The 12,741-nt window shown below is 39.7% G+C and carries 8 protein-coding genes; 3 read left to right on the top strand and 5 right to left on the bottom strand.

The features are described from left to right. Positions 1-112: 112 nt before the first annotated feature. The gene (locus BKK47_RS11895; RefSeq protein ID WP_077495033.1) at positions 113-2,152 is read left to right on the top strand and encodes a TonB-dependent siderophore receptor; all 2,040 of its coding nucleotides are present in this window, start codon (positions 113-115) and stop codon (positions 2,150-2,152) included. 110 nt (positions 2,153-2,262) lie between these two features. Here the strand turns inward: BKK47_RS11895 and mak are convergent, their stop codons facing one another. Next, entirely contained in the window at positions 2,263-3,168 is a 906-nt protein-coding gene (gene mak / locus BKK47_RS11890; protein ID WP_077495032.1) for a fructokinase, read from the bottom strand. A 99-nt stretch (positions 3,169-3,267) separates the two neighbouring features. On the opposite strand from mak, the gene BKK47_RS11885 reads away from it, so the two are divergent. Further along, positions 3,268-3,987 (top strand): response regulator, encoded by a 720-nt coding sequence (locus BKK47_RS11885; RefSeq protein ID WP_077495031.1) that lies wholly within the window; start codon positions 3,268-3,270, stop codon positions 3,985-3,987. A 73-nt stretch (positions 3,988-4,060) separates the two neighbouring features. Here the strand turns inward: BKK47_RS11885 and BKK47_RS11880 are convergent, their stop codons facing one another. From BKK47_RS11880 to BKK47_RS11870, 3 genes are read right to left on the bottom strand one after another with little or no spacing between them, the layout of a single operon-like run. Next, positions 4,061-4,990, bottom strand: a complete 930-nt coding sequence (locus tag BKK47_RS11880; RefSeq protein WP_077495030.1) for an ABC transporter substrate-binding protein — start codon at positions 4,988-4,990, stop codon at positions 4,061-4,063. Positions 4,991-5,019: 29 nt separating this feature from the next. Beyond that, positions 5,020-5,991: an ABC transporter permease subunit gene (locus BKK47_RS11875; RefSeq protein ID WP_077495029.1), complete on the bottom strand. Its 972-nt coding sequence runs from the start codon at positions 5,989-5,991 to the stop codon at positions 5,020-5,022. 46 nt (positions 5,992-6,037) lie between these two features. Further along, on the bottom strand, positions 6,038-7,549 hold the full coding sequence (locus BKK47_RS11870) for a sugar ABC transporter ATP-binding protein (protein WP_077495028.1): 1,512 nt from the start codon (positions 7,547-7,549) through the stop codon (positions 6,038-6,040). 214 nt (positions 7,550-7,763) lie between these two features. On the opposite strand from BKK47_RS11870, the gene BKK47_RS11865 reads away from it, so the two are divergent. Then, positions 7,764-10,352: an ATP-binding protein gene (locus tag BKK47_RS11865; protein WP_077495034.1), complete on the top strand. Its 2,589-nt coding sequence runs from the start codon at positions 7,764-7,766 to the stop codon at positions 10,350-10,352. Positions 10,353-10,674: 322 nt separating this feature from the next. On the opposite strand, the gene acs is transcribed toward BKK47_RS11865, so the two are convergent. Then, positions 10,675-12,621 (bottom strand): acetate--CoA ligase, encoded by a 1,947-nt coding sequence (acs, locus tag BKK47_RS11860; RefSeq protein ID WP_077495027.1) that lies wholly within the window; start codon positions 12,619-12,621, stop codon positions 10,675-10,677. Positions 12,622-12,741: the final 120 nt, after the last annotated feature.

The raw sequence follows: 12,741 nt of genomic DNA, 5'->3' as shown, positions 1-12,741 counted from the left end.
ATAATAATCATTATCATTTAGTTTTGTGCTATTTGCACGATAAGTGATTTCGTAACTTACTTACTACGTACGGTAAGAGAATTATCATTTTTTTTATTTATTAAGGAAATGTATGCAAGGAAAACAATTTAGCCTTACAAACATCAGTTTTGTTGTGATGAGTGTGCTAACTGCAAGTGCTGCTTTAGCAAATACCGATTCAAGCACTACGTTGGATGAGATTACTGTGACTGATCGTCAAGGTACCAAAGTGCAGACAAATATCGTCACAATGCAAGAACGTAATGAGAGCACTGCTACTGATTTACGTAGCTTTTTAGCCAAAGAACCGTCAATTGATTTTGGTGGTGGAAACGGAACCTCTCAATTCCTTACTATTCGTGGTATGGGACAAAATTCCGTTGATATTAAAGTGGATAATGCTTATTCCGATAGTCAAATCTTATATCACCAAGGGCGTTTTATTATTGATCCGGCTTTATTAAAAAGTGTTTCTGTGCAAAAAGGGGCGGGGTCTGCAAGTGCCGGTATCGGTGCAACGAATGGTGCAATTATTGCAAAGACGGTCGATGCCCTTGATTTGCTCAAAGGGAGTGATAAAGATTACGGCTTCCGTTTAAATACCGGATTTTCGTCTAATGACAGTTATAGCTATGGCGCAACGGCTTTTGGTAAATCAGGCAACTTTGATGCATTAGTATCTTATGCAAGAACCGATGATGATAACTACAAACCGGGTAAAGGCTATCGTAATATTGATGGTGGTGATACCGTGCCTTATAGTGCTTTAGATAAACGCAATTATTTAATCAAATTGGGGGGTACTTTTGGTGATGGAAATCATCGCTTAGTATTAAGCCACCTTAAAGACGAACATCGTGGTGTGCGTACCGTACGTGAGGAGTTTACGATTACAGGAGGGAGACTTTCTTTAGAACGTCAAAAACCGACTTATCGTGAAACAAGTAAGAACAATACTAATCTTGAGTATACGGGTAAAAACCTAGGTTTTATTAAAGAACTGACTGCTAATGCTTATATTATGCAGGATAAACGTTATTCAGCGGATGATTCCGGTTGTGGTTACTGTGGCAACATTGCCGGTCCAACCACCACTAAAATCACCACTAAAGGGGCGAATATCAATTTTGATTCCGATATTGGCGATTCGGTTTTACTCAAATATGGTTTAAATTACCGTCATCAAAAAATTACACCTCATACATTCTTTCAACCAAATTTAGTTGAACCAACTAAAGAAGATACCGGTGCTTATATTGAAGCGATTACCGCACTAGGTGATTTTATCTTCACGACAGGTTTACGCTATGACTATTTCAACCTTAAGGCAATGGATAAAAAATCTGTTTCTGATGGCAGATTCAATCCTAGTTTTGGTGTAATTTGGCAGGCAACGGAAGGATTGAGCTTTAGTGCAAACCATAACTATGCAACACGCAGTCCACGTCTCTATGATGCATTATTGACTCATGGCAAACGAGGTATTGTATCTATTGCTGACGGTACGGTTGCAGAACGTGCACGTAATACAGAAATTGGTTTTAACTATACTTATGAAGGATTTTCATTAGAAGGAAGTTATTTCTGGCAACGTATTAATGACGCATTAGCTAACCCACAAGATAGACATGTCGGTGGAGTGAGAGAAGCCGTGAATGCCGGTTTTATTAAAAACCATGGTTATGAACTTAATGCCGGCTATACCATTGGTGGATTTACTGCCCGTGTTGGTGTGGCTGAAAGTAAACCTCGCATCTATGATACTCACCCGAAAAAATTACTCAGCTCAAACCCAGAGTTTGCGGTACAAATAGGTCGTACGTGGACGGCTGAGTTATCTTATCGCTTTGAGGAGCCTAATTTAGAACTCGGTTGGCGTAATCGTACCGTTCAGAAAGCGAAAGGTTCCGTTCTGGTACGTGATAATGAAACAGGCTCGGACATTGTTCGTTCAGGCTATAGTGTGCATGATTTCTATGTAAACTGGAAACCATTAAATAATGATCAATTAAATGTCAATGTTTCACTCAATAATGCCTTTAATAAATTCTATTACCCACACAGCCAACGTCCTAATGTACTACCCGGTGTAGGACGCGAGTTACGTGTCGGCATTAACTATCAGTTCTAATTAAAGATAATTTATAGTTAGTAATATCTTAAAATTGTTCCACCGTTTATTTTAAACGGTGGATTTTTTTATCCTGCTAAACAGGAATGAAAAAATAATAGTAAATCAAATTACAAAGGCCACAACCAAGCGGCACCCCGAACACCGCTGGAGTCACCATGTAAAGCTTTACGAATAGGGGTATGAAATTCTTTGCCAAAGATATAATTTGGCATTAATTTAGGGACATTATAATAAAGACGATCAATGTTACATACACCACCGGCAAACACGATTACATCAGGATCAAGTACATTGACATAAGCAGAAAGTGCTTTTGCCAAACGGCGTTCGTAAGCTTGTAAAGTCTGCTCGGCAAATTCATCGCCCTGCTCTGCGAGAGCCACAATTTCATGCCCTTTTAAATGTTTTCCTGAGCGGCGTGTGTAATCATCACAAAGTCCCGTGCCGGAAACAAATTGTTCGATACAACCGGAACGACCGCAGTAACAAGGCGACATTTGAGCAATTTGTTGCTCTTCTTCATCCATCCAAGGTAAAGGATTATGCCCCCACTCTCCACCAATACCATTACCTCCATTATGGGGTTTACCATTGATTACAATGCCGGAACCACAGCCAGTCCCCAAAATTAACGCTAAAACGACCGCACTTCCTGCACCCGCACCGTCAGTCGCTTCAGAAACCGTCATACAGTTGGCATCATTGGCAATACGCACTTCTCTATTCAATATTTGAGATAAATCTTTATCTAGAGGTTGATCGTTTAACCAGACTGAATTAGCATTTTTGACTCTTAAACTAAAAGGTGAAATCGTGCCGGGAATCCCCACACCAACCGTTCCCGTTTGCCCCGTTTCTTGTTCAGCCTCATCAACCAAACTTTTAATCGCTAAAAGTGTGGCTTCATAAGCCCCCCTTGGTGTAGGAATGCGTTTTCTAAATAGTATTTCCCCATTATGATGTAACGCAATGACTTCTATTTTGGTACCACCTAAATCAATACCGATACGCATATTCCTCTCCTGTTTAGCGGACTTAAAATTTAAAATATGTTTTTTTCTAAAAACTTGTATATACTTTTGTTTATACTGATTAAATTCGTGAGACAAACAATGCCGTCAAATTTATCTATTCTTATTATTGATGACGATATCCAAATCTGTGAACTGCTCACCGATATTTTTGAAGAACACGGCTATACTGTTTCAACGGCTAATACAGGCAAACAAGCCTTAACATTACTACAAACCGCCCCAACATTCTCACTCATTTTTCTCGATCTTATTTTACCTGATGTCAATGGACTTACTTTATTACAGCATTTAAAGGCTATCACTTCAGTCCCGATTATTATGTTAAGCGGTTTGGATTCAGAATCAGATATTGTTGTGGGATTAGAAATGGGGGCGGATGATTATATCCCAAAACCTTTTTATCCCCGAGTAGTTGTTGCAAGAGCAAAAGTTGCTTTACGTCATCATCAACCAATATCTTTTTCCAATACACCGATTCGCCATTGTTTTCAGTTTGACCATTGGTTATTTGATACGGAAAACCACAAACTATATTCACCACAAAAACAAGAAATTATACTCACTCAAGGTGAATATACTCTGCTCTACGCCTTGATTAGCCACGCTCAAAAAGTTCTTTCCCGTCAGAAATTACTTGAATTAACACACACTGAAAGTTTGGATATTTTCGACCGCACTATTGATGTACTCATTATGCGTCTGCGTAAAAAAATTGAGCCGAATCCTAAAAATCCCCGTTATATCCAAACAATAAGAGGAATCGGTTATTTGTTTAATGCAACCATAGAATCCTGCTAAAACACAGTGAAAAATGACTGCACTTTTTTACATTTAGGGCAGAGCTAAGATCTGCCCTCTATTTTTCGTCGTTTTATTTTACCGTCCAACCTTTATAGTCTGCGATATTTTCACGTGTAATTAAATTTACCGGAATTAATACAGCCTCTTTCGGTGCAGGTTTACCTTGTAAAATATCATAACCTATTTTTACCGCCTCTGCCGCCATCACTTGCGGATCTTGCGCCGGAGTACCTCGGAATAAGCTGTCAGATAACTTGAGCGCTTCCTCGCCATCAGGTGAACCATCCACACCCATAATAAAGAATTCACTGCGTTGTGCCTGTTTAGCCGCTAAATCCGCACCAATTGCGGTAGGATCATTAATTGCAAATACGGCATCAATTTTTGGATGAGCAATTAATAATGATGTCATGACTTCCAATCCGCCTTCTCGACTTCCCTTCGCGTTTTGGTTATGGGATAACACCTTAATCTCACCGTGTTTTGCAAACACATCTTGGCAGCCTTGAACACGATCTTGTACAGCCGAAACCGGTGGTCCATTAATAATGACAACATTACCCTTGCCATTCAATTTATCCACGATGGTTTGACAAGCAATTTCTCCGGCTTGGTAGTTATTTGAGGTTACTGTAGCATTTGCTCCATCTGCTGCCACATCAACGGCAACAACGACAATTCCGGCATCACGTGCACGTTGTACTGCGGGCCCAATTCCTTTGGAATCTGCCGCATTTAAAATGATCATATCCATTTTAGCCGCAATAAAATTGTCGATCTGCGCCACTTGTTGTCCTAAATCGTAACCACTGGATACGGAGACGACATTAACTTTATCACCCGCCAATTCTTTCGCTTTTAATTCCGCCCCTTTTGCAATTTGCACGAAAAACGGATTAGCGAGATCTCCGACTGTCACACCGATAGAATTTAATTCTTTCCCTTGGGCAAAAGGTGCGATGGCTAACATTAACGATACAGCTAAAGTTTTTAATTTCATTACGATTTTCTCCTATGTTGAAGTAAATATTATGCTGAGCGAGTACGGTATTTGTCGATTAATACAGCCACGATAATAACCCCACCTTTAATGACGAGTTGCCAGAAATATGACACGTCCATTAATGTCATACCATTATTTAAGGTCGCAATAATTAATGCGCCAATCAATGTCCCGGTGATCGTACCAATACCACCGACAAAGCTGGTTCCCCCTAAAATAACGGCAGCGATTGCATCAAGTTCATAGCCGACACCAAGATTCCCATTGGCACTGTATAAACGTGATGCACTCATTACGCCCCCAAGACCAGACAACAAGCCACTGGCGGCATAAACAAAAATTAATACTAAAGAAACTTTAATACCGGTTAAACGGGCCGCTTGTAAATTTCCTCCAACCGCATAAATATGAGTGCCTAAGGTCGTACGACGTAAAATAAACCAACATATTGCAATCACTGCAAACGCAATAATCACTAACCAAGGAATGGAGCCGAGATAGCCGTTACCTATCCAGCTAAATGAGATTTTTGAATTGATTACTGTTGTACCATCTGCAACCAAATAAGCTGCACCACGCAATGCTGTATAAGTGCCTAAGGTAACAATAAACGGTGGTAATCCTGCATAAGCAACAAGTAAACCATTAAATACGCCCATTCCCAATCCTGCAAGTAAAGCGATTGGTACAGCAAAATCCGCTAATGCCGGATTTAACGATGTTACTAATCCCATCACCGCGGTTACCCCAAGAATAGAGCCTACTGAGAGATCAATCCCACCGGTTAAAATCACAAAAGTCATTCCGGCAGCAAGGACAATATTGATGGAAGCCTGACGGGTAATATTCATAATATTAGCTTCCGTCATAAAATTAGGTGCAACAAAAGAAAAAACGATGACGATTAAAATTAAAATCGGTAAGATCCCCATCGCTTGCATCGCATCAGCGAATGCTATTTTTTTAAACCCCACGCCGGTTGATTGTGTTGTTCCCATTTTTTACCTCTCTTTTAAGATTTAATCCTTCATTTGATTTTTTTGTTTATTGCGCACCGCAAGCAAACGCCATAATTTGTTCTTGCTTAATATCGTTTCCACTCAATTCACCGACCATATAGCCCTCACGCATCACATAAACACGATCACTCATTCCCACAATTTCCGGGAGTTCACTGGAAATCATCAAAATTGCCACGCCTTGTTTTGCCATTTCAATCATCATTCGGTAAATTTCACTTTTTGCCCCCACATCAACACCACGTGTCGGTTCATCCATAATAAACAATTTAGGGTGAATAGCCACCCAACGGGACAGCAACACTTTTTGCTGATTTCCACCGGATAAACCACTGACATTCACATTGGCACCGGGCACTCGCATTTTTAGTCCTTCAATGGCTTCCTGAGTCGCTTGTTTTCCTTTTGTTTGGTTTATCACTAACATTGTGGCATCACGCTCAATCGTTGCCATAGTCACATTCTTAAGAATATTCAAATCAAGAAATAAGCCTTCGTCTTTACGGTTTTCCGGTAATAATGCAACATGATGGGCAATGGCGTCCCGAGGAGAATTAAAACTGATTTCTCCCCCACTGAGATAAATTTTACCTTGCGTTGGTCGTTTAACACCGAACAATAGATGTGCCAATTCAGATCGTCCGGCGCCAACCAAGCCGGATAAACCAATGATTTCACCGGCTCGAACCACAAGCGAAACATCTTGCACCTTATTACCGTCTGCAAGATTTTCCACACGTAATACTTCTTCCCCAATAGGAACGGATTCTTTATTAAATAAATCGGTTAAAGGACGACCTACCATCATTTGAACCAAAGTCGCAGAATCTAAATTTTCACGAATTAGTGAACCGACATATTTTCCATCACGCAACACACTCACTCGATCTGCCAACTCATAAATTTCAGCCATGCGGTGACTAATGTAGATAATCGCCATTCCCTCATCACGTAGCTTTTTCACTAATTCAAATAATCGTTCCGTTTCACGAGATGACAGTGCGGCTGTCGGTTCATCCATCACTAATACACGACTGTTACGATGCAAAGCCCGTGCTATTTCAACCTGTTGTTGTTCTGCAATGGTAAGTGATGATACTTTTTGAGTGGCTGAGAACTGTGTGCCTAATCGATCCAATATTTTTTGTGATATATTCGCCATTGCCTTACGATCAAGACCATACCAATGTTTAATTTCACAACCTAAAAAAATATTTTCTGCTACCGTTAAATTTGGTGATAAGTGAATTTCTTGATAAATCAAGGTAATGCCGGCTTTAATAGCATCTTTTGGGGAAGTGATTACAAAGCGTTCGCCATCAGTAAAAATATCACCTTCAGAGGCGCTATAAGCACCGGCAAGAATTTTCATTAAAGTGCTTTTCCCCGCTCCATTTTCGCCCATCAAAGCATGAATTTCTCCTCGATAAATAGGTAAATCCACACCTTGTAATGCATAAAACGTACCGAAACGTTTAGCGATACCTTTCATTTCTAATAATGGACGGGTAACTTGATCAAAACTATGTTCTCCCATTTCATCACTCCCCTTGAATTATCTTTTCAGTATTTAATCATAGGAATATGAATAGAAAATGTGAAAGCCGTTTATAATTGTCATAATTGCAGTTTTTTATCAAATTTGAGAGTTAGATCACAAAACAATAATAAGAAAGGTATTCTTCATTTGTTTTTATTTATTTCTGCTTAGAATGAGCAAAAACGATATAGAGATAAAAGTGCGGTTAAAAATGAAGAATTGGAAAACATCAGCAAAAATTTATAGTGTACGCTTTCGTTTAATGCTGTTTTTAATCACGGTAATTTCACTTATTATTGCCATTAGTATGACAGCAATTATCGGATTAAATAATACCTATAATTCTTTATCCAATTTGCGGGATCGCTCCCTTAATCAAATGTTTTCCTCAATGACATTGGGTGTTAAAACTGCACAAATTTCTACTTATGCAAAACGTTTAACACAAACGACCAGTGCCTTAGAATATCAAGGAGAATCAAAGTCACTCACTCGTCATGCTGAAGAATTACAAAGCCTACTTACACAAGCCAAACAATCCACCGTCGAACCCAATGAAATTTTCACTCAGGTTATTCATCATATTGATTTACTTGAAAAAAGCGTACAAGATTTATTATTGCAAACCCATGAACGTCATGTGTTGCATACCACAATGATCAGTCAATTAAACCAAGGATTACTTTATATTCGACATATTAAAAGATTAGAAAAACGTATCTCACCCGCGGATATAGAACATAAATTTCCGCAAAATTTTCTTATACAACTTGATCGGGTAGAAAAACTCATTGAAGACGCAACGAAAAGTCGTTTTTCCGTGAGTGTATTTACCGGAATACAAGCTAATTTTTTATTTTTTCCTCCCGTTAATCAATTTTCCGATATCAATGTAGAACTCATGAAACTTCAACAACAATTCCCCACCATGATTAATAATGCCAAAATCTTGGAGAAAGTTAATTTACGTATTCAATTTCTGACATTCAAAATTGATGCCCTAGTCCAACAAATCAATCAAAGCTATACGCAATTAGTCAAAGATAAAGTGGAAAATGCCAATACTAATTCGGAACAAGTTCAACAACATTTATTTACATTAACGCTATTTATTTTATTATTTTCACTTTTCACGATTCTGCTGATTATTATCTGGGCAAAATATATTTACTCTCTTATTGGAAAACGACTTTATTCTATTACAAATGCATTAAAATGTTTATCGCAAGGCAATAAAAATGTGACAGTACCACAACAACACAGTCACGATGAAATAGGTGATTTAGCCAGAACCTTTGATGTGTTTTACCAAAATGTTATTGAGCTGGAACGAACGGATTCCTTATTAAAAGAGAAAAATGAATTAGTCGAACAAACTTTTTTAGCAATGCGGGACGGATTAGTCATTTTTGATAAAGAGTTAAATCTCATTTCTCATAACGCTCAATTTAAAATATTACTTCAACCGTTTTTTACAGAATATCAACAACATAATCTTTATTCATTAGTCAGTTACTTTGATTCGCGACAAACCAAAGTCATTGGGAGTAACCAACCCATTAATTTAGCGTTGCTTACCGAGGTTCGACAAGCGCAAGATTTTCTTGAAATAGAGTATGAAAAACATACTTTGGAATGGCGTGTCAGCCCTTTAAAAGATGGATTTGTTATCTTTTTAATTGACCGCACACAACGGAAAAAATGGGAAAACGAGATTATTCATAACCAAAAAATGCGGGCTATCGGTCATTTAACTGGAGGCATTGCCCATGACTTTAATAATTTTCTTGCTGTGATTATTGGTAATTTAGATTTAATTAACCCTGCTCATCTTGATGAACGGCAAGCAAAACGTTTACAGCGAGCTTTAAAAGCCGCTGAAAATAGTGCAACTTTAACCCAACGCTTACTGGCTTATGCAAGAAAACAGCCACTTCATCCGATTTCACTGGATATTAATCAGCTTGTTTTAGAATTTAACGATTTAATCAAGCATAGTATTCCGACAAGTATCAAAGTGCGGTTAGATTTGAGCGAGAATTTACCCCCTGTTTACATTGACAAAAATCAACTTGAAACAGCACTTCTCAATTTAATTGTTAATGCGAAAGATGCATTAAACCATCAAGGAACCATTACCATCCAAACAACAGCCCTTAATGTCACCCGCACTTATCGACAAGAACACATGGTTCAACTTTCTGTTATAGATGATGGCTGCGGTATGGACGAAGAGACTATAAATCACGTATTTGAACCATTTTTTACAACAAAACAAAATGGTCGAGGGAGCGGCTTGGGGTTATCAATGGTATATGGATTTATTCGCCAATCGAAAGGTCGTGTAAAAATTGATTCCTATCCGGCACAAGGGACGGCAATTCACCTACAATTACCGATTACAACGAACATAGACTCCCTCATGCCAACGACAAAAATATTTAATAAGAACGAGGTTAGCTATAAGATTTTGATTGTCGAAGATAAAACAAATTTACGTGAAACTTTGGGCGAACAGCTCCATGTTATGGGCTATACACCCATCTTATGCGAGTCCGCCGAACAAGCCATTGAACAATTAGAACAAGGAGAAAAAATTGACTACTTATTATCTGATATTATGTTATCCGATAAACTCACCGGCATAGATCTCGCCAAATGGGTACAGAAAAATTTCCCGACAATAAAAATCTTACTTATCACAGGTCACACGGCAAAATTAGAAAATGCCGAACAATTTCCAGTGCTAATCAAACCTTTTACACAGCAATCGTTACAACAAAAACTCCTTGGTCTTTAATTCGGTATTATAACAGTTGCACAAAATACTCTTTTAATCAAATTGTAGGGAGACACCGAGTGTATCCTATCTGACAATAGATTGATATCTTGAGTTTGGGTCTCCTTAGCATGATGCAATCGTTTAGCTTTGTGTAATTATACAAAAAAGGACATCATTTGATGTCTTTTTTGGACCCCTTTAAAGGGTAAGCCATAGAGCTATTATGCAGCAGTTGTCAGTTTTTCACATGCCCCTTAAGGGGCATGGAGGTACTAGACACTTATATAGGGTAGCCTAAAAACAGCACGTTTTACGTGCGGATTGTTATCATGTTAAACGGTTACATTATCTGTTGTTGTAACTGCCCGATAATTTGCGGATTTTCAAGAGTAGAAATATCTTGGGTAATCATTTCATTTTTCGCAATTGAACGCAGTAAACGACGCATAATTTTACCGGAACGGGTCTTCGGTAAATTATCCGAAAAGCGAATATCTTCAGGTCGGGCAATTTTGCCGATTTCATTTGATACCCAAAGTTTCAATTCTTCGGCAAGCTGTTTAGCTTGCTCGCCTTCTGGTCTGAGCCCTTTCAGCACCACAAAAGCGACCACAGCTTCACCTTTGATCTCATCTGGTTTACCGACAATCGCAGCTTCCACCACATTTTCGTGAGCGACTAATGCCGATTCAATTTCCGCCGTACCTAAACGATGTCCGGACACATTTAATACGTCATCGGTACGCCCTAGAATCCAAAAATAGCCGTCTTTATCCCGCTGCGCCGAATCACCAGCAACGTAATATTTACCGCCAAATTCTTGTGGGAAATAGCTGGATTTATAACGATCCGGATCACCCCATATGGTACGCAACATTGATGGGAACGGGCGTTTAATTACTAATGCACCCGCTTCTTCAACCTCGCATTTCTGCCCGTGTTCATTCACCACATCAGCCATAATACCCGGTAAAGGCAAGGAGCATGATCCCGGTTTGGTCGGGTTTACCCCTGGCATTGGTGAAAGCATTATCGAACCAGTTTCTGTTTGCCACCAAGTATCGACTATCGGGCAACGGCTGCCACCGACCACTTCATAAAACCACAGCCACGCCGTTGGGTTAATCGGTTCACCGACACTACCAAGTAAACGTAGAGATGAGAGATCGTATTTTTTCGGGATATGATCGCCTAAGCGGGTTAAAGAGCGGATTAAGGTCGGTGAGGTGTAAAGCACAGTGACTTTATGCCGCTGGATCATTCGCCAAATCCGTCCTGCATCGGGATAATTGGGCACGCCTTCGTAGATGATTTGCGTTGTTCCATTTGCCAACGGACCGTAACAGACATAGGAATGCCCCGTGATCCAACCAACATCAGCAGTACACCAGTAAACATCATTGGCTTTGTGATCGAAAACTGAGTAGAACGAGTTTGTCGCTCCCAGCAAATAACCGGCGGTGCTATGCACTATGCCTTTCGGCTTGCCCGTTGAACCGGAAGTATACAGGATAAACAACGGATCTTCGGCGTTCATCCATTCCGGTTCACAGAAAGCGGGCTGATTCTTAGATAATTCGTTCCACCACAGATCACGCCCTTTTTTCCAAGGGGTATCAATATTGACACGGTGATAAACCACCACATTTTCTACGCTTTTACACCCTAATTCGAGGGCTTCGTCCACCGTTTCCTTCAGAGGAATAATCCGCCCGCCCCGTAATCCGGCATTAGCGGTAATCACCAATTTTGCTTGAGCATCTTCTACCCGATCACGCAATGCCCCCGCCGAAAATCCGCCGAACACGACCGAGTGAACCGCCCCAATTCTGGCACAGGATTGCATTGCAATAACTGCTTCGGCAATCATTGGCAAATAGATGACCACTCTATCCCCCTTCTTCACCCCTAATTCACGTAGTGCATTCGCAAAGCGGCACACCCGATTGTGTAACTGTGCATAGGTAAATTGGGAAACCTGCCCAAAATCTGACTCAAAAATCAACGCAATTTTATCGCTTTTATCCGGTAGATGACGATCCAAACAGTTATAGGAAACATTTAAAATACCGTCACTAAACCATTTATAAAACGGTGCTTTGCTGTCGTCAAAAATTTGCATAAACGGTTTTTTCCACGTGATAAGCTCACGGGCAAGATCCGCCCAATACTGCAAATAGTCCTTATCTGCAAATTCCCAAAGGGATTGATAATCTTCTAAACCGGACACATTAGCTTGTCGGCGAAATTCATCTGTCGGTTTAAAAGCTAGTTGTTGCGAGTGCATACGTTCCTCCAAATTCAATTATTTAAGATAGGACGGACTGTACTGCTGTTCGTCGTTACAAACTACTTTATAATCAGTTAATATTTGGATCAACATTTGTCAATAGAATGTTATGTGATC

Origin of the sequence: Rodentibacter mrazii, assembly GCF_001998825.1 — a bacterium.
Taxonomy (GTDB): domain Bacteria; phylum Pseudomonadota; class Gammaproteobacteria; order Enterobacterales; family Pasteurellaceae; genus Rodentibacter; species Rodentibacter mrazii.
The sequence above is the reverse complement of the archived record's forward strand: the minus strand, read 5'-3'. Positions and strand labels throughout refer to the sequence as shown.

Bases quoted from the DNA above. Each gene is read 5' to 3' on its own strand.
- BKK47_RS11895 (WP_077495033.1), top strand. From the start codon at position 113: ATGCAAGGAAAACAATTTAGCCTTACAAACATCAGTTTTGTTGTGATG.
- mak (WP_077495032.1), bottom strand. From the start codon at position 3,168: ATGCGTATCGGTATTGATTTAGGTGGTACCAAAATAGAAGTCATTGCG.
- BKK47_RS11870 (WP_077495028.1), bottom strand. From the start codon at position 7,549: ATGGGAGAACATAGTTTTGATCAAGTTACCCGTCCATTATTAGAAATG.
- BKK47_RS11880 (WP_077495030.1), bottom strand. From the start codon at position 4,990: ATGAAATTAAAAACTTTAGCTGTATCGTTAATGTTAGCCATCGCACCT.
- BKK47_RS11865 (WP_077495034.1), top strand. From the start codon at position 7,764: ATGAAGAATTGGAAAACATCAGCAAAAATTTATAGTGTACGCTTTCGT.
- BKK47_RS11885 (WP_077495031.1), top strand. From the start codon at position 3,268: ATGCCGTCAAATTTATCTATTCTTATTATTGATGACGATATCCAAATC.
- acs (WP_077495027.1), bottom strand. From the start codon at position 12,621: ATGCACTCGCAACAACTAGCTTTTAAACCGACAGATGAATTTCGCCGA.
- BKK47_RS11875 (WP_077495029.1), bottom strand. From the start codon at position 5,991: ATGGGAACAACACAATCAACCGGCGTGGGGTTTAAAAAAATAGCATTC.